The organism is Streptomyces sp. NPDC008317 (assembly GCF_042955955.1).
GTDB lineage: Bacteria > Actinomycetota > Actinomycetes > Streptomycetales > Streptomycetaceae > Actinacidiphila.
Genome location: NZ_JBIBFQ010000014.1, coordinates 80,259 through 103,284, shown reverse-complemented (window position 1 = coordinate 103,284; position 23,026 = coordinate 80,259). Strand labels below are relative to the sequence as shown.

The following is a 23,026-nucleotide window of genomic DNA, read 5'->3' as shown; positions in this document are numbered from 1 at the left end:
GGCCGGAGCATGCCGTGGGCCGACCGGGCAAGGCGGTCCCCGAACCGCGTCCGGCCCCTTGACCTGGACGAGGGCCCCCGGGCGCCGCACTGCCGACCTTCTCAGGAGGTACTGATGAAGATGCTGATCAACGTCGCCGAGACCGTGGTCGCCGACGCGCTGCGCGGGATGGCGGCGGCGCATCCGGAGCTGACCGTCGACGTCGAGCGGCGGGTGATCGTGCGGCGGGGGGCGCCGTACGAGGGGAAGGTCGGTCTGGTGTCCGGCGGTGGTTCCGGGCACGAGCCGCTGCACGGCGGATTCGTCGGACGCGGGATGCTGGACGCCGCCTGTCCCGGCGAGGTCTTCACCTCGCCCGTGCCTGACCAGATGGTACGGGCCGCCGCCGCGGTCGACAGCGGGGCCGGGGTGCTGTTCATCGTGAAGAACTACACCGGTGACGTGCTCAACTTCGACATGGCCGCCGAGCTGGCGGAGGACGAGGGCGTGCAGGTCGCCAAGGTCCTGGTCAACGACGACGTGGCGGTGGTCGACAGCCTCTTCACGGCGGGACGGCGCGGTACCGGTGCGACGCTCTTCGTGGAGAAGCTGGCGGGCGCCGCGGCCGACGCGGGAGCGCCGCTCGACCGGGTGGCGGCCGTGGCCCGCCGGGTCAACGAGTCCTCGCGCAGCTTCGGCGTGGCGCTCAGCGCCGTGACCACGCCCGCCAAGGGCACCCCGACCTTCGACCTGCCCAGCGGCGAGCTGGAGCTGGGCATCGGCATCCACGGCGAGCCGGGGCGCGAGCGCCGGGCCATGATGACGTCCGGCGAGATCGCCGATGTGGCGGTCGACGCGGTCGTGGAGGACCTACAGCCGGACGGACCGGTGATCGTGCTGGTCAACGGGATGGGCGCGACGCCGCTGCTGGAGCTGTACGGCTTCAACGCCGAGGTGCACCGGGCCCTGACCGAACGCAAGGTCCCGGTCGCGCGCACACTGGTCGGTAACTATGTGACCTCGCTCGACATGGCGGGCTGCTCGGTGTCGATCTGCCAGGTCGACGAGGAGCTGCTGGGGCTGTGGGACGCGCCGGTCTCGACGCCCGCGCTGCGCTGGGGCTGCTGAGCGCCCGCTCTCCCGCGCCGTACCGACCGCTCCCGGCCACCGGCCGCCACCGCCGAAAGGACCGTACAACCGTATGAATGCCCTCCCCTCCCCCGGATCCGCCGGCTCCACCGTCGACGCGGACTTCGTGCGGCGCTGGCTGGACACGGCCACCGCCTCCGTCGACCGCGAGTCCGAGCGGCTGACCGAACTCGACTCGCCCATCGGCGACGCCGACCACGGCAGCAACATGCGGCGCGGTTTCATCGCGGCGCGCGACGCCGTCGAGCAGGAACCGCCCGGCACGCCCGGCGGCGTGCTGGTGCTGGTGGGCCGGACGCTGATCAGCACGGTCGGCGGGGCGTCGGGGCCGCTGTACGGCACGCTGCTGCGCAAGGCGGGCAAGGAGCTGGGCGACGAGGAGGCCGTCGGCGCGGACCGGCTGCGGGACGCGCTGCGCGCGGGGGTGGACGGGGTCGCCCAGCTGGGCGGCGCGTCGGCCGGTGACAAGACGATGCTGGACGCGCTGCTCCCGGCGGTGGACGCGCTGACCGGCGCGCTCGACGCGGGCGGCTCGCTGGCCGAGGGCCTGGCCGCCGCGGCCTCCGCGGCCGACGAGGGCGCGAAGGCCACCACGCCGCTGCGCGCCCGCAAGGGCCGGGCCAGCTACCTCGGCGAGCGCAGCGTCGGCCACCAGGACCCGGGCGCGACCTCGGCGGCCCTCCTGGTCGACGCGCTGGCCGCCACGGCGCGGGACGGTGCCGCGTGACCACCCCGATAGTCGGCATAGTGCTCGTGTCGCACAGCGCCTCCGTCGCGGCCTCCGTCGTCGCGCTCGCCACCGGACTGACCGGCGGCGCGACCGATGTGCCGGTCGTCGCGGCCGGCGGCGGCCCGGACGGCGGGCTCGGCACCAGCTCCGATCTGATCGTCTCGGCCGCCCGTACGGTCGACCAGGGCGCGGGGGTGGCCGTCATCGCGGACCTGGGCAGCGCCGTACTCACCGTCAAGGCGCTGCTCGCGGACGACGAACTGCCCTCCGGCAGCCGGTTGTTGAACGCCCCCTTCCTCGAAGGCGCGGTCGCCGCGGTCGTCACGGCCTCGACCGGCGCGGACCTGGACGCGGTGGCCGCGGCGGCCGAAGACGCGTACACCTACCGCAAGTTGTGAGCTGAGGCGCCGGAGAAGACCGCGGGCCCCCGCCGTCCCACAAGGGTGACGGCGGGGGCCCGCGGGCTGCTGCGGGTCAGCGTCCGTAGCTGATCAGGGCGCGGACCATGCGGCAGGTGATGTCGGACGGCGGGTGGACGCCGATGCGCTCGGCGGTGTCGTGGATCCGGCGGTTGCTCGCCTGCGCCGGGTCGTAGACGCCCGAGTCGAGCAGGGCGATGACCAGGCGCATCGTCTTGAGCCGGCGGTTGTGCGCGATGTACCACTCACGCGGCCGTCCGGCGGGAAGCGGCTTCTTCGGCAAGGACAGTAGGGGCAGTGCGGCAACGGCCATCGGCATCCTCCTGAGGCGTCGGCCAACCCTCTCGAACACTGTCGATTTTACCGCCAAGCACTGACAAAGGCCGCTGCTCAGACGGGGGTTGGGGGAGGTTCTTCCGACCCGCGCGAGGGCCCTTCGCACGGCACTTCGCAGGGCACTTCGCAGGACATTTCACCGAGCGCCTTCGTGATCCGCCGGGCAGGCCCTAGCCGCCGAGCAGCCGTACGGCGTGGTGGGCGGCGGCGAAGCAGCGCGGGTCCTCGTAGGTCGCGTACTCGCGCCGCGCAACCTCGGCGATCTTGATGGCGTGTTCGTCGCGCAGTTCGACCGCGGCCTCGACGATCCGGCGGCGCTCTGCGGGGTCGTGGGCGTCCACGGCCGGTGCGGCGGGGTCGGGTTCACCGCGTCCGGTGAAGATGTTGAGCAGCGTTCCCGACACGTCGCGGACCGCTTCGTAGGAGGGCAGCGCGAGTTGCGGCGGCAGGTGCGGCAGCGTCATCCGGACCGCGGCGGGCGCGGTGACGGCGTGGATGGCGGGCACCGGATTGCCGCCCGGCCGCATCAGGGTGTACCGCCCGGCGCCGATCGCGGTCAGCTCGGCGAGCGCGGCGTCCACCGACTGTTCGAGCCGCGCGTCGGCGGCGGCGAACAGCTTGGACTTCGGTTGGCGGCCGAGTGTCCTGACCGCGCCCACGGCCTTCGCGCCGCGCGCGAGGGCGCCGTCCGGCGGCTGGTAGAGCGCGGCCCAGAAGGCGAGGCCGTTGGCCAGTTCATGGAGTTGTACGGTGCTGGGCGCGCCGACGGCGGTGATGCCGCGTACGGCGTGCGCGGTACGGATCACCCCGTGGGTCAGACCGGCGAACATGCCGGGAGTCAGCCGGGGCCACCACTTGACCAAGGTCTCCCGCCAGCCCGCGCCGTCGATCTCGCGCCGGAACAGCGTCGCCCAGTCGGCGAGCCGCCGGGCCTCGCCGAGCGCGGCGCGCCAGGAGTCGGGGTCCGCCGCGTCGATGGGGGCGAAGAGGTCGGGCGGCGCGCCGAGGCCGCGGTGGCCCGCGTACCACTCGACCCAGTCCGGCACCTGGTCGCCGTGGCCGAGGGCGGCCAGCGCCTCGGCTCCCATCGGGGCGTGGAGCGCGAATCCGCGCAGCTGATTGCCGGACCCGAGGAAGAACCCGGCGTGACCGAGCCGTTCCAGGGCCTCGTTGACGGCGGTGTCGTACGTGTCGTCGTGCGTGCTGTCGTACGCGTCGTCATGGCTGGGGGTGGCGTCGGGCATGGCGGGCACGGTCCCCTCGGGGTTGCGCGGAAGCGGCGGGTCGGGCGCGGGCGGTGCGGTGCGTCGCAGTGCGGTGCGGCGAGTCGCGGGCGGGGCGGGGCGGCGCGGTGCGGGAAACGGGCCCCGCTCCCCCTCGAACCGGGGAACGGAGCCCGCGCACCGCTGTCGCCCTGTACCGGTTCAGCCCCTGGCGGGGGCCGGGTCGGCGGGCGAGGCGGCGGCCTCCGCGGCGGCGATCTCGTCCGCGCTGAGCGGCAGCCCGTGCGGGTTGGCCGAGGCGCCGTCGATCTTCTTGACGAGCAGGCAGGACAGCGCGCCCAGCGCCATCACCACGACGGACACCAGCAGTGTCGGGTGCATGGCGTCGATGAAGCCGTGCCCGAAGACCGCGGTGCCCGCGTCCTGGATGCGGTGCGCCGCGTCGGCGGGGACGTCCGAGGGGAGCTTCAATCCCGAGGTGTTGCCCGCCACTTCGAGGTGCTTGCCCGCGTTGTCGAAGCTCTTCACGAACCCCTCGCGGTAGTCCGCGGGTACGCTCCCGGCCCGCTGCGCCGCCTGGTCCTTGAGGGAGGAGGCGAGCTGCCCCTGGAGCACCGCGCCGACCACGGCGCCCGCGAGCACGGAACCGACCTGCCGCAGCGCGTTGTTGACGCCGGACGCGGCGCCGGTGAGCTTGGGCGGCACATTGCGCATGACCTCGGTGGCCATCGGGGTGAAGGTGCAGCCCGCGCCCATGCCCATGATGAACAGCGGTGCCACGATGCCGGTCCAGCTCTGGCCGACGTCGGCCACGGACATCACCCACAGCAGGCCGCCGCCGTACAGCACGAGGCCGGTCATCAGGATGTACTTGCCGCCCAGCTTCTCGGAGAGCACACCCGCGGGGCCGGCCATCACGAAGGTGCCGACGGACAGGGGCAGCAGCACGATGCCGGACTTCATGGCGCTGTAGCCGAGGATGGACTGGAGGTAGACGGTGATCGGGAGGAAGAGGCCCACGATGCCGAACGAGATCGCGATGCCGACGAAGTTCATGATCGTGAAGTTGCGGTCCTTGAACAGCGAGAACGGCACGAGGGGTTCGTTGTCCTGCTGGCCGCGCTGGTAGACCAGGAAGACCGCGAAGACCACGGCGGAGGCGGCGATCGACGTCCAGATCCAGCCGTTCCAGTTGTACTTCTGCCCCTCGATCAGCGCGAAGGAGAGCAGGAAGAGCGTCAGCGACAGCAGGACGACGCCTGGAACGTCGAAGCGGTGCTTGACCGTTCGTTCCGCGTTGGGGATGAACAGCAGGGCGCCGGCCACCGCCAGGACGCCGAGCGGGATGTTGACGAAGAAGATCCAGCGCCAGTCGATCTTGGTGACGAGCACACCGCCGACGGCCGGGCCCGCGGCGCCGGACACACCGGCCACGATGCCCCAGATGCCGAGCGCGACACCGCGCTTCTCGTGCGGGAAGACGTCGATGATCAGGGAGAGGGTCTGCGGCAGCAGCATCGCGGCGCCGATGCCCTGGATCGCGCGGAAGGTGATGAGCTGCGACGGGTTCTGCGACAGACCGCAGGCCAGGCTCGCCAGGGTGAACAGCGCGACGCCGTAGACGAAGAGGTTCTTCTTGCCGGTCAGATCGCCCATCCGGCCCGCGGTGATCAGGAGTACGGCGAGCGCCAGGGTGTACGCGTTGGTGATCCACAGGATCTGGTCGAGTGACGCGTTCAGGTGCTCCACCATGTCCGGAATGGCGATGTTGACGATCGTCAGGTCGAGCAGTGTCATGAAGAACCCGATGGACAGCACCGTCAGGATCGCCCACGGGTTGCCCCGCAACTTGTTCACAATTCCTCCTTGCCGTGGGCGTGGCAGGCGCTCACGGTCGCGTGTGTCGTTCGAGGCGGCGACGATCAGCTCTACGGCCCCAAGAGGAGCCCTCCGCGAGCGGATGTGACATCGCCGTCGGGCGGTGAGGCAGGGATCACAGGCGTGACACCGGCGCGGCCACCGGCGGGAATGGCCGAGGTGAACGCGCGGGTGCGGGGGTGTGCTCGCCCGGCGCCCGCGGCGCGGTCAGGGCGGCGAAAAGCCCCCGTGTGAAGGGGAGTTCCCCCACGGAGGCTGTTGTGGGGCAGGACAAGCCCCTGGGAAAACCGTGACAGACGCCTTCTGGTCCGTCAACCGGCGGCTACAGGTGGGTCACCTCGCGCAGCACGGCGACCTCGCGCGGTTCGAGCCCTTCGAGAATGGTCAGGGCGGTGCGGCGGACCTCGGCCGCGGCGGCCGTGTCACCGGCGGCGTGATGGGTGTCACCCAGATAACTGAGCGTCACGACCTCCTCGGCGAGGTCGCCCAACGCCCGGGTGATCTCCAGCGACCGTTCGAAGGCATCGACGGCCTCCGCGTACTGCCCGAGCCCGTGGTGCGCGTAGCCCAGATTGTCCCAGGCGACCGCCTGCATCGGCCGGTCGCCGAGCACGCTGTAGAGCGCCAGGCCCTGCTGACACTGCGTCAGGGAGGCGGCGAAGTCGCCGAGTCTGCCCAGCAGCCAGCCCGCAGCGTTACGGGCCCGCGCCTCGCCGTGCTGGTGCGCGACGACGTTGAACAACTCCGCGGCCTGCTGGGCGTATTCGAGCGCTTCCTGGTAGCGGCCCCGGTGTTCGAGCACCGAGCTGAGGCCGAAGTAGGTGTGCGCGAGACCGGTGCTGTCGTCGAGGTCGCGGTAGACCCCTGCGCAGTGTTCGAGGTGGGTGAGGGCGGCCGGGTAGGCGACCAGCCACGAGTAGCTGGTGCCGAGACCCCGGTGCACGCCGGAGCGCCGGGGGCCCCAGGGGTCGGGCGGTGACGCCGGGTTGGGGCCGCGCCGGTCGGAGACGCCCATCAGGATCCAGCCGAGCCGGTCGGAGTGCACGTCGAAGCCGTTGACATCGGCCTGCGTGACGGTGGCCATCAGGACCTGTTCCTCGGCCTCCATCCACTCCGCAGCCCGCCGCGCGTCGGCGAGCGTCTCGGGCACCGCGCCCGGCTCCGGGTCCCCCAGCGTCAGCGGGATCGGCACCGGGCTCAGCAGCCTGGCCGCCGCGTGGGCGGTGTGCAGGTAGTGGTCGAGCACCCGCAGCAGGACCGTACGGCGCTCCGCCTCGCTGTCGTGCGTGGCGGTCAGCTCACCGGCGTACGCGCGGAGCAGGTCGTGGAAGGTGAAGCGGCCCGGCACATGCTCCATCACCAGGTGGGCGCGGGTCAGGTCGTACAGCGCGCGGCGTGCCTCGGCGACGGTCACCCCGGTCAGGCTCGCCGCGGCCGGGACGGTGATGTCGGGTCCCGGGTGGACCGACAGCAGCCGGAACATCCGCCGGGCGGACTCCGACAGGTGCCCGTACGACCAGGAGAAGACCGCGCGCAGGTCGGTGGAGGCGTCGCCGATGTCGAGGGTGTCGAGCCGGTGCCGTACGTCGCGCAGCGCGGCGACCAGGTCGGCGAGCGACAGCCGGGGCGAGACGAGGGCGCGGGCGGCGGCGATGCTCAGGGCGAGCGGCAGCCGGGCGCACAGCTCGACCAGTTCGGCGGCGGCCTCGGGTTCCGCGGCGGTGCGCTCGGGGCCGAGGCGGCGGGCCAGCAGGTCCAGCGACTCCACCGCGCTGAGCAGGTCGAGGGTGACGGGGGTGGCGCCCTCGGCGGCGATCAGGCCGGTCAGTTGATTGCGGCTGGTGATCACCACGGCGCAGGAGGTGCTGCCGGGCAGCAGCGGCCGGACCTGGTCGGTGTCGCGCGCGTTGTCCAGGACGATCAGGACCCGGCGGCCCGCCAGCAGGGTGCGGTAGAGCGCGGCGCGGGCGTCCAGTTCCTCGGGGACGCTCTCGGCGGGCACCCCGAGCGCGTCGAGGAAGCCGCGGATCGCCTCGACCGGCGCCAACGGGCGGGAGCCGGGAGCGAATCCGCGCAGATTGACGTGGAGCTGGCCGTCGGGGAAGCGCTCGGCGTTGCGCTGCGCCCAGTGGATGGCCAGCGTCGTCTTGCCGATGCCCGCGGTGCCGTCGATGGCCGAGATGACGGCGGTGCCGCCGAACTGCACGGCGTGGTCGAGGAGTTCGTCGAGCAGCTTGAGCTGTCTGCGGCGGCCGGTGAAGTGCCGTGAAGCGGCGGGGAGTTGGCGGGGCACGCGGGCCGGGGCGGCGACCGGTCCGCCGTCCGTGGCGCGCGGCTTCTCGGGGGCGGCGACCGAGGGATCATTGGCGAGAATCCGCTGGTGCAGCAGGTCGAGCGCGGGCGGTACGTCCAGCCCCATCTCGTCGGCCAGGCGGGTGCGCAGCCCGTGGAAGGCGGCGAGCGCCTCGCTCTGCCTGCCGCCGCGGTGCAGTGCGAGCATGAGCTGGCTGACCGGCTTCTCGCGCAGCGGGTACTCGGCGACGATCGCGGACAGCGAGGCGACCACTTCCGTATGCCGCCCGAGGGCCAACTGGTGGTCGGTACAGGTCTCCTGGACCGCGAGCCGCCGTTCGTTCCAGGCCGCCGCCCTGGCCTCGATCACCCGCCCCGAGAGCCCGGCGAGCGCGGGTCCGTGCCACAACTCCAGCGCCGCGCCCAGCAGTTCCACGCACTCGGCGAGGTCGCCCGCGACGCGCGCCGACTCCGCGGCGGCCACCTGACGGTCGAATTCGGCACTGTCCAGCGCGCCTTCGCTCACCGCCATCCGGTATCCCGCGTCTCCGACGGCCGTGATGTCCCCGGTCCCGCCGGGAGCGGCGACCAGCGCCGAGCGCAGTCGCGACACCGCGTTGCGGATCTGCTTTCCGGCCGTGGCGGGCGGAGTCTCGTCCCAGAGGGCGTCGACGAGGTGGCTGAGCGATACGGTCCTGTTGGCTTCGAGGAGCAGCAGCGCGAGGACTCGCTGTTCCCTGGGCCCGCCGAGGGATATTCGGGTCCGACCGGACCAGGCCTCCAAGGCGCCGAGGACCCGAAACCTCACGCCGTCCCCCTTACCGGGCTCGCCCGGCGTTGTGATCGGAAACTGCATCATAGACCGCGGGCTCCAATGAGGACCAGTTGAGGACGAGTTGAGGCCGCCGTGCCCAATGCTTGAGCCAGGCCCTTCAGCTGAGTAGTCGATGTAGTCGATTGATTAGTCGATCAGTGCGGTGAAGGCAAACAAGCTTGGCGGTCTTCCGCCACCCAACGGGGGTGTGGCGTGAAGATCGGCTCGATGGCATACGCCTCGGGTCCCGGCGGCCGATGGCCGGGACACGCGCGGTGCCTCCCCTGGGCGAGGCCCGGGTTCGGAACCGGCACGGGGCGGCTCCGCACCTGGGCCTCGTTCGTACCCCCGCGCGGGCCGGTGTCCTCGGTGCGGCTGTTACGGGGCCGGGTATCCGGGGTGCGCCGCTCCCGGAGCGGTGGCGGGCGCGAACCACGTGGGGTCGTCGCGCAGCGCCATGTCGATCCGGCCGCGGGCGATCGGGCCGAGCGGCGGCAGTTCGTCCAGCGCGAACCAGCGCACGTCGAGCGATTCGTCGTCGTTCACCCGCGCCTCGCCGCCGACGGCCCGACAGCGCAGCACGATGTCGATGTACTGGGCGCGGTCGCCGTTGTCGTACCTCACCGGCTCGTTGGTGAAGACGCTCAGCACCTTCTCGACGACGGCGTGCACCCCGGTCTCCTCCTCGATCTCCCGGACGGCCGCCTCGGCGGGCTGCTCGCCCGGATCGGGGATGCCACTGATGAGCGCCCATTTTCCGGTGTCCGTACGGCGGTTGAGCAGGATCCGGCCGCGGTCGTCGAAGACGACGGTCACCACACCCGGCAGGAGCAGCAGGGTGTCCCCCGCCTTCGCGCGGATGTCTCGGATGAATTCGGGAATCGCCATGCCCAGAGCGTACGAGAACGACGGTGAACGCCACACCAGCACCAGGTTTCCCACGTGGTGCCGGGTTCCCGTACGACGTATCCACAGGTCGGGGTGTCACCCGTTACGGTGGCGACAGACAGCGCCCACGCGGGGAACGCGGGTGTGACGGTACCCCGTCGCGCCCGGGTGGCAGGGGGTACCGGGGGATGGACACGACGGCCGGCGGGACGCCGGGCGCCACGCGTACGAAGGCGGCCGGAGCGCCGCGCCCGCCGCGGCGCGAACCGCGTCCGTACAGCGGCACCACCGACGCCGTCGGCATCGCCCTCCTCGTCTGCTGCGGCGTCTGGACGCTGATCGCCGCCGCGGGCCGCGCCGCCCGCCCCGAGGGCACCCTGCTCGCCATCCTCGCGGTCAGCGCCGGATACGCGGCCGGCCGCATCCTCGGCGCGCTGCTGCCGGTGCTCGCGCCCGCCGTCGCGGCCGTGGCCGTACTCGCCCTGGTCCTCGTCCCGCCGAGCCGGCTGTCCGCGCACCCCGACGCGCCGCCGCTCGGCTATCCGAACGCCGACGCCGCGCTGCTGGTCCTCGCGGTCGGCGCCGCCTGCTGCGCCGCGTGGGCGGTCCGGGGCAAGGGGTGGCGGCTCGGGCTGCGGCTCGTGGCGGCGGGCGCCGCCGTCACCGCGCTCGCGCTGGGCTCGGCGGCGGGCTTCGCGGCGGGGATCGCCGTCGTCCTGTACTCGCTGGCCGCCGCCCGGATGCGGCGGCGGCTGCTCGGCCTGTGCGGGCTGGCGCTGGCCGCCGCGCTCGCCGTCGGCGGCAGCTACGCCGTCGCGGTCGACGCCCTGCCGTCGGGTCTGTCCGAATCGCTGACCGGCCAGCTCACCCAGCCGCGGGTCGAGCTGTGGCACGAGGCGATCGACCTGGCCGAGCGGCACCCGCTGCGCGGGGTCGGGCCCGAGCGGTTCACCGAGGAGAACGCCGGTCCGCCCGCGGACGCCACCACCGCCGTCGCCGCCTCACCGCCGTCCGCGCCGCTCCAGCTCGCCGCCGAGCAGGGCATTCCGGGCGCGGCGCTGCTCGCCGTCGCCTTCGGCTGGCTGCTGTACGCCCTGTGGCGCTCGCCGCGCCCCACCCCCGTCGTCCTCACCGCGGGCGCCGCCCTCACCGGGCTCGCCCTGCTCGCCACCGTCGACCACGTGCTCAGCTACGCCGTGGTCACGGCGGGAGCCGGTTTCCTCGCGGGCATGGCCACGGCCCGCCCTCTGCCGGACGACGGCTGCCCGCCGGTGGCCGGGTCGGCGTCCGGCCTCTTGCTGCCGGACGACGGATTCGGTCCACTGCGCTGACCGGGTGGCGCGGCCTCGGGGCCCGCCCCGAATACGGGTGCGGCCTCGGGGCCCGCCCCGGATACGGGTGTGCGGGCCTGGGCGTCTCCGGCCCGCGGGACGCGGGTCAGGCGCCGGAGGTGTGGCGGGCGGTGCGCAGCGTCAGCAGGTCGCGGATGGTGTCCACGGCGCCCTGCGCGTCGTCCACGGTGACCGTGAAGCGGCGACCGCTGCCGAGGTCGATGACCAGGCCCTGGCCACGGCGGACGACGACCGCGGTGCCCTCCTCAGGGCGCCAGCGGTAACCCCAGCCGCCCCAGTTGCGCGGGCTGACCAGGGGCGCGAGCTGGGCGCCGCTGACCTGCTCCAGCGGGATACGGCGGCGCGGCACTCCGATGTGGCCGCAGCGCACGTCGACCGCGTCGTGGTCGACCCGGACCCTGACGTGCGTGAAGGCGACCGTGCCGAACAGCACCAGCAGCCCGACGGCCACGCAGCCCACCACGGACATCACCAGCGGGGCCAGGCCCGAGGCGGCGTCGGGGCCTTCCACGGCCAGCTCGATGCCCAGCGCCATGCAGGCGGCGCCACAGGCGGCGAGCACCCATTGCATGCGGTTACGGGCCCGCCCCGTCCAGACCTGGGGCGCGCCGCTCTCCGGCCGAGGAGGGTGCGTCATGCTGTGAAGGGTACTGGGATACCCACCAGAAGGCAGCCCTATGCACTCAGGCGGTGGCGGGTGTCACCAATGAGGCGCCTTCGGCGTACGCCAGCGCCGCCGCGGGGAGGGGGGCCGACCGGCCGTTGAGGACGACCTCGATCCGGCCGCCGCCGGTCGCCCGGGCGGCGGACCCCGCACGGCGCAGCGCCTGCGCGGCGACGGCGTCCGCCGAGCCGTACAGCACGGCGCCGGGGACGGCCGCGGCGATCCGGTCGGCGACGAGTTCGTAGTGCGTGCAACCGAGCACGATGGCCCGCGCTCCGGCGGGGGTCAGCGCTGCGGCGGCGGCGACCGCGGCGGCCACGGCCGCGGTGTCGCCGTACTGCACGGCGTCCGCGAGACCGGGGCAGGGCACCTCGGTGATGTGCGCGCCGTTGCCGAATTCCGCGATCAGTCCGCGCTGGTACGCGCTGCCCGTCGTCGCGGGTGTCGCCCAGATCGCGAGGGAGCCGCCGGCCGCCGCCGCGGGCTTGATCGCGGGCACGGTGCCGACGACCGGCACCGCCGGTTCGAAGGCGGCCCGCAGCGCGGGCAGCGCGTGCACGGTCGCGGTGTTGCAGGCGACGATCAGCGCGTCGGGCCGGTGCGCGACCGCGGCCCGCGCGCACTCCAGCGCCCGCCCGGTCACGTCGTCCGCGCCGCGCGGACCCCACGGCATTCCCTCGGGGTCGGACGACAGCACCAGATCCGCGTCCACCCGCAGCCGCCGTACGGCCGCCGCCGCCGCGAGCAGTCCGATCCCGGAGTCCACCAGTGCGATCTTCACCCCGCCACTCTAGCGACGCCCCCCGCCCCGCCGCCGCGTCACCACCCCCGACCCGCCCACGCCCCGATGCCGATCCCCGCACCGCCGGAGCCGCCGCCGCACGGCGGTCGGGGGTCAGCCCGATCCGCGTCAGGGAGGGGCGCGCCGGGTGGCAGGGGGCCGCGCCCGGGCGGATGAGGCCGCGGCCCGGACCGAGGCCGTCGCCGCCGCAGGCGGTGGGTATCGCAGTCGCCGGGCGGCCGTCGGCGGGCAGGGAGGCGGTCCGATCGGGCTTCGGGGAGGGCGGGGCGCGGCGGGTGGTGGGGGGTGGGTGCGGCAGACTGCGGGGCGTGACGGTGTTGATGGTGATCGCAGGGGTGTCGTTGCTGGCCTGGGTGTGGCTGGTGGTCGGGCAGGGGGGATTCTGGCGGACCGATGTGCGGCTGCCGCGGCGGGGCGCGCTGGACGAGTGGCCGTCGATCGCGATCGTCGTGCCCGCGCGCGACGAGGCCGAGGTGATCGGGGTGAGCCTGCCGTCGCTGCTGGCCCAGGAGTATCCGGGCCACGCCGAGGTCTTCCTGATCGACGACGGCAGCACCGACGGCACCGGGGACCTGGCCCGCGCGCTGCACGACCGGCACGGAGGTCTGCCGCTGACGGTCTCCTCGCCCGGCGAGCCGCCGCCCGGCTGGACGGGCAAGCTGTGGGCGGTCCGGCACGGCATCACGCTGGCCGCCGAGCGCAGCGGCCCCGACTACCTGCTGCTGACGGACGCCGACATCGCCCACCGGCCGGACAGTCTGCGCGAGTTGACGGCCGCCGCGGTCTCCCGCGACCTCGACATGGTCTCGCTCATGGCACGCCTGCGCGTGGAGACGGGCTGGGAGAAGCTCATCGTCCCGGCCTTCGTGTACTTCTTCGCGCAGCTCTACCCCTTCCGCTGGATCAACAAGGCCCGCTCCCGTACGGCCGCCGCCGCGGGCGGCTGCGTGCTGATCCGCGCGTCGGCCGTGGCCGCCGCCCGCGTGCCCGACTCCATCCGGCAGTCGGTGATCGACGACGTGGCGCTCGCCCGCGCGGTGAAGCGTTCGGGCGGCAGGATCTGGCTCGGGCTCGCCGAACGCGTGGACAGCGTGCGGCCCTACCCGGACCTGGGCGAGCTGTGGCGGATGGTCTCGCGCAGCGCGTACGCGCAACTCCGGCACAATCCGGCGGTGTTGCTCGGCACGGTGCTCGGGCTCGCGCTGATCTATCTGGTGCCGCCGCTCGCGGCGGTCGGCGGCGCGATCGCCGGGGCCTGGCCGCTGTGCGCGCTGGGGCTCGCGGCGTGGGCGGCGATGGCGGCCAGTTACGTACCGATGCTGCGGTACTACGGTCAGCCGTGGTGGCTGGCGCCGACCCTGCCGTACACGGCGGCGCTGTATCTGCTGATGACCGTCGACTCCGCGGTCGAGCACTACCGCGGCCGGGGCGCGGCCTGGAAGGGCCGCACCTACGCGCGGCCCGACGCCTCCGTCTAGGGCGCGTCGGCGCCCAGCCCGTCGGCACGGAGTCCGTCGAGGCCCGCACCAAGTCCCTTCAGCCACGCCTCACTTGCGGCCCGGCGTCCAGTTCAGGCCCCAGCCGTACGCGTAGTCCGTCGTGCGCTGCGGGCTCACGCCGCGCCTGGGCACCAGATAGCGCGCCTCGCGCCGTACGACGAGGTCGTCGCCCTCGCGGACCAGCAGCGCGAGGGCGCAGACGTTGGACTGCACGGTGCACTCGTCGAGGACGAAGTCGACCGGGGCGCCGTACTGCGGCTGGAGCGTGACGGTGGCGTGCAGTCCCGCGAAGCTGCGAGCGCCTTCGTAGATCGTGACGAAGACGAGGATCCGCCGGAAGTGGGCGGTGTGGTCGAGGTTGACGGTCAGATTCTCGCCGGACGCGCTGCCGCCGGTGCGGTCGTCGCCGTCGAGCAGGATGAACGGCGGCTGGTAGAGCGAGCCGAAGGCGTTGCCGAGGGCCTGCACCACACCCTTGCTGCCGTCGGAGAGTTCGAAGAGCGCGCACAGGTCGAGGTCGACGCCGCCGCCCTTGCGGAACCGCCCGCCGCCGCGGGCCGGGTCGACCCGCCAGCTCAGATTGACCCGCAACGCGCCCGTGGCGCCGCCCTGTTTGGTGAGCGAGACCGCCGGCGCGTCCTTGGTGAGCGTGACCTTGGACAGCCGTACCGGCGCGGGTGCCGAAGCCGGAAGGGGCGGCGTCATCGGGGCGGGTGGTACGACGGGTACGACAACGGTCGGCTCCGGAGCGACGGCACGCGTCGCCTCTGGCAGAGGGTCGGACATGGGCTCGGACATGGGCTCAGGTACGGGCTCGGGTTCGGGCTCTGGCACCACCTCCGGCAGCCGCTCCGGCAGTTGATCCGCCCGCAGCCCGTACGCGGCGCCCAGCCCCGCGAGCCCGGAGCCGTACCCCTGCCCGACCGCCCGGAATTTCCAGCCGCCGCCGCGCCGGTAACACTCGCCGAGGACGTACGCCGTCTCCGCCGTGGCCCCCTCGCAGTCGAAGCGCGCGACCTCCGCTCCCCCGTCGGTGACGCGCAGCCGCAGTCCGGGGATCCGGCCGAAGGTGCCGCCGCCGGAGCGGGCGACGATCAGCACGGAGGTGACGGTCGTTTCGACGGACGCGAGGTCAACCGAAAGAGTGTCAGTGACCGTGCCTGCGGCCGGGTCCGGATCCGGCGTTCCACCAGCCGCGTAGCGCACCGCGCCGGAGGGGTGAACGGGTGCGGCGGCGTGCACCAGATCGTCCGCATCGCGGGCCCCGGTGTCCGCCACGAGCAGCGCGCAGACGTCGGCGCGCGGGATGCCCGTACCCGCCCGCCTGGTGAACTCCACCTGGAGGACCGCCGTGGGCAGCGGCATGTTCTCGCCCTTGCGCAGCGTCATCGGATGCCCCCTCGCACGTGCGCCGAGACGCCCGGTAACACCAAGGACGCACGGCTTTTACCTGATCACATCATGAGACGCTGACCGTTTTCCCCGGATTCGCTCATATTGGGGACAGGACCGCGCAACACGCAGCGCAAACAACCCGCTAATCGGTCTCCCCAACGACCACATCGTGGGCTTAACTTATGGCTCATGAGCTCCCCCCGCGGTTCTTATGGTGGCGGCTACAGCGGCTACTACCCCTCGTCCTCGTCCTTCCCGGACACCCCGATCTACGACAGCCTCGTGGCCGAGCGAGGCACACCGCAGATCGCCCCCATCCGCGTGCCGTCCTACACCCCGTACGAGACAGGCACCGGATACAGCGGCTACCCCGGCAGCAACCTTCCCGCGCTGCCCGCCCTCCCGGCTCTGCCGTCGGGGCCGTCGGCCCCCTCGCCGCAGTACACCCAGCCGCAGCCCGCCGCGCAGAACGGCTACCCGACGCCCGCGTACCAGCCGCCGCCCGCGCCGTACATCCCGCAGCAGACCGCCGCCCCGCGCGGCGGCTTCAACGGGAACGCCTTCAACGGCGGCAACGGCGGCGCTTTCAACAGCGGCGGCTCCAACGGGACGGGCACCGGCAACGGTTACAGCAACGGCGGCGGGTACCCGGCGCAGCCGCCGCAGCCCTCCCCCTCCGGCTACGAGGCCGCGCGGCCGGTGCCGCCTCGTCCCGTACCGCCGCGGCAGGCGCCCGGCGGCCACCCGGAGGAGCAGTATCCGCGGCGCAATCTCGGCCAGGGTGTTCCCCCGGCCGCCGGAGGCGGTTACTACCAGGGCTGATCAGGTACCTCCCGGGCCGATCGGCCCGGCGCGTGTGCTGGCAGGATGGCGGTATGACCTCGACCGTCCTCAGCGCGCTGCACATCTACCCGGTCAAGTCGCTGCGTGGAATCAGCATGCGGACGGCGGTCGTGGAGCCGTGGGGGCTCACCGCTGACCGCCGTTGGATGCTGGTCGACCGCGAGCGGGGCAAGGCCGTGACACAGCGGGAACAGCCGCGTATGGCGCTGCTGGCCGCCGAACCCGTGGGGGGTGGCGGTCTGCGGCTGACCGGTCCCGGGCTGCCGCCGCTCGATGTCGCCGTGCCTGAACCGGGTCCGCTGGAGACGGTGACGCTCTTCGCCCACAAGATCGAGGTCGTGCCCGCGGGGCAGGCGGCCGACGACTGGTTCAGCGGGTATCTCGGCCGCCCGGTGCGGCTGATGCACATGGACGACCCCGCGGTCCGGCGGCCGGTCGACCCCGATTTCTCCGCGCCGGGCGACATGGTCAGCCTCGCCGACGGCTTTCCGCTGCTGGTGACCACGACCGCCTCGCTCGCCGCCCTCAACTCGCTGATCGCGCAGGGCGAGCGGGCCGAGGAGGGCCCGCTGCCGATGAACCGCTTCAGGCCGAACGCGGTCGTGGACGGCACCGAGGCGTGGGCCGAGGACGACTGGCGGCGGGTACGGATCGGCGAGGTCACCTTCCGCGTCCCCAAACCCTGCGGGCGGTGCGTGATCACCACCACCGACCAGGGCAGCGCCGGGCGCGGCAAGGAGCCGCTGCACACCCTCGGCAAGTACCGCAGGATCGGTTCGAGTCTTGTTTTCGGCCAGAATCTGATCCCCGAGAACCCCGGAACCCTACGGGTCGGCGACCCGTTGACCATCGTGGAGTAACGCGTCGCCGCGGCGCTCCCGCGACCCCCGCGGATCCACACGCATGAGTCGCGCCGTTTGCGGTAGTTGAACGGGTGTGAAGGGGGTCCGTCCATGAATCGCCAGAGTCGGCAGCGTCACCGCACACGGCTCAGGAAGTTCGGCTGGCGGTGGCGGCGCAATCCGCTGCGGCGCCGCTCCGATCTCGTCGAGGCATGGCTCGGCGTGGCCACCGTGGTGCTGCTCTGCGCGACCCCCGCGCTCGGCTGGTGGGCGGGCAGTTCGGTGGACCGGGCCCTCCAGCGGGTGGTGCGCACCGAGAACGCGCAGCGGCGGCTGGTCCCCGCCACCGTGCTGGATCCGCCGGACACGACGACGCCCGCGGTCGCCGACAAGGTCGGCACCGCCGATCCGCGCCGCGGCGATCTGCTGCGCTGGAAGTCCCCGGACGGCGAATCCGTCTACAGCGCGACGGTGCCCGGCGACATCGAGGTCTGGCGCAAGGGCGGTATCTGGCTGTGGACGGACCGCTCGGGCGAACTGGTCGCGCCACCGCTGGATTCGGCCACCGCCGCCACGCACTCCGTGCTGGCGGGCACCGCGGCCGCGACGTCCGCCGCCGGATTCCTGATGATCGTACGGCAGTTGGTGATGTGGCGGCTGATGAGCCGCCGGCTGACGAGCTGGGAGCGGGACTGGGCCCGCGTCGGCCAGGACTGGGGCCGCGCGGGAGCGGGCGGCTGAGCGGCGCGACGACCGGGCGGGACCGCGGGCGGACCGGTGTTCGTCAACAGCCGCCTTCCGCGCACGCTACGGTGGGTCCCCGGTCAGCAGATGCAAGAGGTGGGGGCACAGCAGCCCGATGGCACATGGCGTGGTCCAGGTGACCAATCCGAACAGCTCGCGGTGGCGCCGCCGCACGGGCGAGTACGAGTCCCTGGCCGCCGCGGTCGAAGCGGCGGCGGACGGTGACATCCTCTCGGTGAGTTCAGGCACCTACCGGGAGAATCTGGTGCTGGACCGCGCGGTGACACTGCGCTGCGCCGACGGCGCCGGGACGGTACGGATCGCCCCGGCCTCGGGCGTGGCGCTGACCGTACGGGCCGCCGCGACCGTCCAGGACCTCGTGGTCGAGGGCCAGGACATCTCGGCCGCCGCGCTGCTCGTCGAGGCGTGCGCGCCCGAGCTGACGGGCCTGCGGATCAACACCCGTTCCGCCGTGGGCCTTGAGGTGCGCGACGGCGCCCGGCCCACGGTGCGGCAGTGCACGGTGGACAATCCGGGCGGCCTCGGGATCAGCGTGCTGGACGCCGCGGGCGGGCTGTTCGAGGAGTGCGAGGTGGTCGCCGCGGGCCAGAGCGGGATCGCCGTACGCGGCGGGGCCGCGCCGCGCCTCGAGCGCTGCCGGGTGCACAACACCTCGGGCTCCGGCCTGTCGGTGACCGGCGAGGGCAGCGCCCTGGAGGCGGTGGGCTGCGAGGTCTACGAGATCCGCGGCAGCGGTGTGCAGGTCTCCGCGCGCGCCTCCGCGCACTTCACCGACTGCCAGGTGCACCGCACGACCGGCGACGGCATCTCGCTGGACACCGACGGGGTGCTGGCGATGGCGGACTGCGACATCCACGACATCCCGGAGAACGCGGTCGACCTGCGGGCGCGTTCGGTGCTGACGCTGACCCGCTGCCAGGTCCGCCGCTTCGGCCGCAACGGCCTGTCGGTGTGGGACCCGGGCACCCGCGTGGACGCCAACCAGTGCGAGATCCACGACAGTACGGGCGACTACCCGGCGGTCTGGGTGAGCGACGGCGCCGTGGCCATACTGGATTCCTGCCGGGTCCACGACGTGCCGGACGCGCTCTTCGTCCTGGACCGGGGCTCGCGCGCCGATGTCGTGGACACCGACTTCTCGCAGATCCGCAACACCGCGGTGTCGGTGAGCGACGGTGCGAACGTCCAGCTCGACGACTGCCGGATCCGGGAGGCCGCCACCGGCGCCTGGTTCCGCGACCACGGCAGCGGCGGCACCCTCGCGCAGGTCACCATCGACGACACCGCGACCGGGGTGATCGTCACCAAGGGCGCCGACCCGGCGCTCGACCGCTGTACGGTCACCAACGCGGCCGAGTCCGGCATCTACGTCTCGGCCGAGGGCCGCGGCACCTTCACCGCCGTCCGGGTCACCGGCAGCCGCGGCTACGGCTTCCACATCATCGACGGCTGCCGGTCCACGCTGACCCGCTGCCGTACCGAGCGCTGCGCGCGCGGCGGTTACGAATTCGCCGAGCCGGGCCCGGTCACCGAGGACTGCACCAGCGACCGGGCGGCGACGGAGGCCGATCCGGTGCCGGTGCCCTCGGGCGCCGCGACCGTGCAGCAGGCCGCGGCGACACAGTCGTACGGGCTGCTCGGCGGTGTTCCGGAGCAGCGTCCGGTGGCCGAGACCGCGCCGCCCGAGCAGGTCGCGCGGGACAGCGACGACGTGCTCGGCGACCTGGACGCGCTGGTCGGCCTGGACAGCGTCAAGCGCGAGGTGCGCACGCTGATCGACCTGATCGCGGTCGGCCGCCGCCGCCAGGAGGCCGGTCTGAAGGCGCCCTCGCTCCGCCGCCACCTGGTCTTCACCGGCTCCCCCGGCACCGGCAAGACCACGGTGGCCCGGCTGTACGGGGAGATCCTGGCGTCGCTCGGTGTGCTCCAGCGCGGCCATCTCGTCGAGGTGGCGCGGGTGGACCTGGTGGGCGAGCACATCGGGTCGACGGCGATCCGTACCCAGGAGGCGTTCGAACGGGCCCGCGGCGGTGTGCTGTTCATCGACGAGGCGTACGCGCTGGCCCCCGAGGACTCCGGGCGGGACTTCGGACGCGAGGCGATCGACACGCTGGTGAAGCTGATGGAGGACCACCGGGACGCGGTGGTGGTGATCGTCGCCGGGTACACCGCGGAGATGGAGCGCTTCCTCGCCTCCAACCCCGGTGTGGCGTCGCGTTTCTCACGGACCATCACCTTCGGCGACTACACCGCGGAGGAGCTGCTGCGGATCGTGGAGTCGCAGGTCCTGGAGCAGGAGTACCAACTCGCGGACGACGCGGGCGAGGCGCTGCTCAAGTACTTCACCGCGATCCCGAAGGGTCCGGGGTTCGGCAACGGCCGCGCGGCCCGGCAGACGTTCGAGGCGATGGTCGAGCGGCACGCGGGACGGCTCGCGCAGGTCGAGGAACCCACGCACGAGGAACTCCAGTTGCTCTACCCGGAGGATCTGCCGGAGCTGCCCTGAGCGGGCAGCGCGGTCGGCGCCGGGGCGGACCGTACGGCCCGCTCCGGCCCTGACCGCGCCAACTCGGCGAGCAGCGCCGTGCGTTCCTCGGCGAAGGCCGGGTCGGCCTGGAAGTCCGAGTGCCCGAGCACCGGTTCCGGCAGCGGGTGGTACAGACTGCGGCCGTACGCGACGGGGTCGAGCAGCGGACCCCGGTCGACGTACGGCGCGGCCGAACTGCCGTGCTTGCCCTGTGCGTTGGAGCGGGCGCCGAGGTGGACGGGGCCGCCGATCGGGTCGGTGCGGCGCCACAGATTGCGCCAGGCGTGCATGTCGTCGTGCAGCGCGCGCAGCCGGTCGGGCCCGAAGTGGGCGGGGAACCAGCGGCCGTAGAGCCGGGCCAGCGGACAGCCATAGGTGAGCAGGGCGACGCGGGCGCGGGTGGCCGGGTCGAGCTGCCAGACCGCGGCGGCGCCCAGGACGCTGCCCTGCGAGTGGCCGGACAGGATGATCCGGCCGCCGGTGCGCCGCGTCCAGGTCTGGATCCGCCAGCTCAGGTCGGGCACCGCGCGCTCGGCGTAGCAGGGCGGCGCGAAGGGGTGCGCGGCGCGCGGCCAGAAGGTGCCGACGTCCCACAGGATGCCGACCGTGCGGCGCGCGGAGGCGTCGCGGTACGCCCGCCGTCCCAGCGCGATCAGCGCCACCACTCCGGCGCCGACCATCCAGGAGCCGAGCGCCTGCGCGGTGCCGGCGACCGCGTCGAGGACGCCCGGCGCCCCGGCGGCGGTCTCCCCCGGTGTGCGGCCCGAGCGCAGGGCGCCCACGAGAGCCCCGGCGCCCAGGGCGAACGACGCCGCGCACACCACGGCGATCAGCGTCGGCGCGCTGTCGGTCAGCCCGGCGCGGGCGAGGGTCCCGGCGATCTGCCGGGTCCTGGTCCTGTGGTGCGGCTCTTCCGGGTACATCCGCTCGACCTCCGCGCGCAGCTCCCGCTCCCGGCGCCGCAGCCGCCACATCACCGCGGCGGCGCACAGCAGGAGCACCGCGAGGACGGCGGGGATCACGGACGCCTCCCAGGTCAGCACGGCGGGCGGCCCGGCCAGCGAGCTGCCCTTCTCGCCGGGCGTCGGACCCCGGTCCAGCCAGTCCGCGCACCGCTGCGCCACCCCGCCGGTCAGCACTCCGCCCATCGCACAGGCCAGCAGCGCGACGGCGGGCCCGGCGAGCCCGCGCAGCGCGACCCCGCGGTCGGCGGGCAGGCCGTCGGGCGCGTCGTCAGGCGCGTCGTCAGGTGAATCGTCGGGCGCGTCGTCAGGCACGTCGTCAGGTGAATCGTCGGGCGCGTCGGCGGACCCGGGAGGGGCCGCGGACGTCGGCGCGTACTCCGGCGGAGGCGAGCGGTGCAGGAGCAGCGCCGTCACCGCGAGCGCGGCGATCAGCGCGCCCTGGAGCACGGTGAGCACGGTGAACGTCTGGGCGGCGGGCAGCCGTCCGGCGGAGGTCCAGCCGGGCCGGTGCCAGGCGCCGTAGACGACGGCCGCGGTCAGTGCCGCCGCCGTGCCGTTGAGCAGGACCCGCGTGGTGAGCCGGTCGGTGGTGTCGTCCACGTCGTTCTCGGTACGGCGGGCCCGGCACGCGGCGACGACGGCCGCCGTGCCGAGGACAGCGAGCAGCCCGGCGAGCGTCCAGCCGACCGCCGGGAGCGCCCGCCCGCCGTGCCCGTGGTCGTAGCGCAGGGCCGGGACGCACAGGGCGGCGGCGACGGTGAGCAGGCCGGCGGCGGTGTGGGCGGTGCGCAGCCGGGCGACGGACCGGCGGCCGTACCAGAAGCCGGGCAGCGCGAGGGCGGGGGTGCCGGAGCCGGGCGGCGGGGCCTGCCGGTCGTTCGGGCGCTGCGACTCGTACGCGTACCAGGTGCGGTGGGACAGCCACCACAGCAGGCAGGTCAGGGCGAGCGGTGCGGTGGCGGCCAGGGCGAGGCGGCGGCCGGGCTCGCTCCACCAGCCTCCGCGCTCGACGGCCGCGAAGCCGAGCCACGCCTTGTCGCGGGCGCAGGCGGCCCGGCCCGCGCACTGCCACGCGACGATGTCGAGGGCGACTTCGCAGGCGGCGGCGACCAGCAGCACGGTGAGGGTCAGCGCGATCAGCCGGACGAGGACGTCGTAGCCGCGGCGCAACCGGTGCCGGGTGGACGGCGGGCGCATCCAGTGCGCCAGGTTGGCGATCATGAACGGCAGGAGCAGCAGCCACAGCGCGCGGCTGCCGTTGCCCGAGGTGAGGTTGGACCAGCAGTACGCCTCGGCCACCGGGCCGTCGCGGTGTTCCTCGGGGTGCTCCTCGGCGTCGGCGTCGCGGACGCGGCGGTGTATCCCGGCGATGTCGTCGCCCGCGACGCAGACGATGCGGGAGTCGTCGAGCATGAGGGCGGGGGTGGTGCCGCCGACTCCGTGGACGAGGAGTTCCAGCGCGAGCGTCTCGCACGTACCGGCTTCGGGTCCGGTGTTCGCCTCGGGTTCCGCTTCGGCTCTCGCCTCCGCTTCCGCCGCCCGCGCGTCCGTTCCGCCTTCCGCTCCCGCTCCCGTTCGTGGTGACACTGCGTCCCCCGTCCCTCGCTGTTCCCTCCGGTGGTGCCCGCCCGGCCCGCGGGCAGCCGTCAGGCCCGGCAGCCGTG

General features: G+C 73.6%; 18 protein-coding genes. 9 read left to right on the top strand and 9 right to left on the bottom strand.

What is annotated here, in order from left to right:
• Positions 1 to 114: 114 nt before the first annotated feature.
• The 3 genes from dhaK (at position 115) to ACFY9V_RS33680 (ending at position 2,256) form a co-directional block, all read left to right on the top strand.
• Positions 115 to 1,107, top strand: a complete 993-nt coding sequence (gene dhaK / locus ACFY9V_RS33690; RefSeq protein ID WP_391164142.1) for a dihydroxyacetone kinase subunit DhaK — start codon at positions 115 to 117, stop codon at positions 1,105 to 1,107.
• Positions 1,108 to 1,180: 73 nt separating this feature from the next.
• The gene (dhaL, locus tag ACFY9V_RS33685; protein ID WP_355343936.1) at positions 1,181 to 1,855 is read left to right on the top strand and encodes a dihydroxyacetone kinase subunit DhaL; all 675 of its coding nucleotides are present in this window, start codon (positions 1,181 to 1,183) and stop codon (positions 1,853 to 1,855) included.
• Entirely contained in the window at positions 1,852 to 2,256 is a 405-nt protein-coding gene (locus tag ACFY9V_RS33680) for a PTS fructose transporter subunit IIA (protein ID WP_355343933.1), read from the top strand. The genes dhaL and ACFY9V_RS33680 overlap by 4 nt, the downstream gene beginning before the upstream one ends.
• A gap of 76 nt (positions 2,257 to 2,332) precedes the next feature.
• Here the strand turns inward: ACFY9V_RS33680 and ACFY9V_RS33675 are convergent, their stop codons facing one another.
• The 5 genes from ACFY9V_RS33675 to ACFY9V_RS33655 form a co-directional block, all read right to left on the bottom strand.
• Positions 2,333 to 2,590, bottom strand: a complete 258-nt coding sequence (locus ACFY9V_RS33675; RefSeq protein WP_355343930.1) for a hypothetical protein — start codon at positions 2,588 to 2,590, stop codon at positions 2,333 to 2,335.
• Between the two features lie 193 nt (positions 2,591 to 2,783).
• On the bottom strand, positions 2,784 to 3,857 hold the full coding sequence (locus tag ACFY9V_RS33670; protein WP_391164141.1) for a hypothetical protein: 1,074 nt from the start codon (positions 3,855 to 3,857) through the stop codon (positions 2,784 to 2,786).
• 180 nt (positions 3,858 to 4,037) lie between these two features.
• On the bottom strand, positions 4,038 to 5,693 hold the full coding sequence (locus tag ACFY9V_RS33665) for an MFS transporter (RefSeq protein ID WP_355343925.1): 1,656 nt from the start codon (positions 5,691 to 5,693) through the stop codon (positions 4,038 to 4,040).
• Positions 5,694 to 6,036: 343 nt separating this feature from the next.
• Positions 6,037 to 8,814: a BTAD domain-containing putative transcriptional regulator gene (locus ACFY9V_RS33660; protein ID WP_391164140.1), complete on the bottom strand. Its 2,778-nt coding sequence runs from the start codon at positions 8,812 to 8,814 to the stop codon at positions 6,037 to 6,039.
• Between the two features lie 384 nt (positions 8,815 to 9,198).
• Positions 9,199 to 9,708: an NUDIX domain-containing protein gene (locus ACFY9V_RS33655; RefSeq protein ID WP_391050159.1), complete on the bottom strand. Its 510-nt coding sequence runs from the start codon at positions 9,706 to 9,708 to the stop codon at positions 9,199 to 9,201.
• Positions 9,709 to 9,896: 188 nt separating this feature from the next.
• Here ACFY9V_RS33655 and ACFY9V_RS33650 point away from each other — a divergent pair, with 188 nt between their 5' ends.
• A complete protein-coding gene (locus tag ACFY9V_RS33650; protein ID WP_391164139.1) occupies positions 9,897 to 11,039 on the top strand; it encodes an O-antigen ligase family protein in 1,143 nt (380 codons plus the stop codon).
• 106 nt (positions 11,040 to 11,145) lie between these two features.
• Here the strand turns inward: ACFY9V_RS33650 and ACFY9V_RS33645 are convergent, their stop codons facing one another.
• Both ACFY9V_RS33645 and ACFY9V_RS33640 read right to left on the bottom strand, forming a co-directional pair.
• Positions 11,146 to 11,697 (bottom strand): hypothetical protein, encoded by a 552-nt coding sequence (locus ACFY9V_RS33645; RefSeq protein WP_355343913.1) that lies wholly within the window; start codon positions 11,695 to 11,697, stop codon positions 11,146 to 11,148.
• A 46-nt stretch (positions 11,698 to 11,743) separates the two neighbouring features.
• A complete protein-coding gene (locus ACFY9V_RS33640; RefSeq protein ID WP_391164138.1) occupies positions 11,744 to 12,505 on the bottom strand; it encodes an aspartate/glutamate racemase family protein in 762 nt (253 codons plus the stop codon).
• Between the two features lie 341 nt (positions 12,506 to 12,846).
• Between ACFY9V_RS33640 and ACFY9V_RS33635 the strand changes: the two genes are divergently transcribed.
• Positions 12,847 to 14,004 (top strand): glycosyltransferase, encoded by a 1,158-nt coding sequence (locus ACFY9V_RS33635; protein WP_355344119.1) that lies wholly within the window; start codon positions 12,847 to 12,849, stop codon positions 14,002 to 14,004.
• Between the two features lie 69 nt (positions 14,005 to 14,073).
• On the opposite strand, the gene ACFY9V_RS33630 is transcribed toward ACFY9V_RS33635, so the two are convergent.
• A complete protein-coding gene (locus ACFY9V_RS33630; RefSeq protein ID WP_391164137.1) occupies positions 14,074 to 15,414 on the bottom strand; it encodes a TerD family protein in 1,341 nt (446 codons plus the stop codon).
• A gap of 195 nt (positions 15,415 to 15,609) precedes the next feature.
• Between ACFY9V_RS33630 and ACFY9V_RS33625 the strand changes: the two genes are divergently transcribed.
• The 4 genes from ACFY9V_RS33625 (at position 15,610) to ACFY9V_RS33610 (ending at position 20,376) form a co-directional block, all read left to right on the top strand.
• Positions 15,610 to 16,242, top strand: a complete 633-nt coding sequence (locus ACFY9V_RS33625) for a DUF6643 family protein (protein ID WP_391164136.1) — start codon at positions 15,610 to 15,612, stop codon at positions 16,240 to 16,242.
• 53 nt (positions 16,243 to 16,295) lie between these two features.
• Positions 16,296 to 17,123: an MOSC N-terminal beta barrel domain-containing protein gene (locus ACFY9V_RS33620; protein WP_355343902.1), complete on the top strand. Its 828-nt coding sequence runs from the start codon at positions 16,296 to 16,298 to the stop codon at positions 17,121 to 17,123.
• Between the two features lie 93 nt (positions 17,124 to 17,216).
• Positions 17,217 to 17,846 carry a hypothetical protein gene (locus ACFY9V_RS33615; RefSeq protein ID WP_391164135.1) on the top strand — a complete coding sequence of 210 codons (630 nt, stop codon included), beginning with the start codon at positions 17,217 to 17,219 and terminating at the stop codon, positions 17,844 to 17,846.
• Positions 17,847 to 17,964: 118 nt separating this feature from the next.
• Positions 17,965 to 20,376 (top strand): right-handed parallel beta-helix repeat-containing protein, encoded by a 2,412-nt coding sequence (locus ACFY9V_RS33610; protein WP_355343896.1) that lies wholly within the window; start codon positions 17,965 to 17,967, stop codon positions 20,374 to 20,376.
• Here the strand turns inward: ACFY9V_RS33610 and ACFY9V_RS33605 are convergent.
• Complete coding sequence (locus ACFY9V_RS33605) at positions 20,346 to 22,949, bottom strand: hypothetical protein (RefSeq protein ID WP_391164134.1); 2,604 nt, start codon at positions 22,947 to 22,949, stop codon at positions 20,346 to 20,348. The genes ACFY9V_RS33610 and ACFY9V_RS33605 overlap by 31 nt on opposite strands.
• Between the last annotated feature and the right edge of the window lie 77 nt (positions 22,950 to 23,026).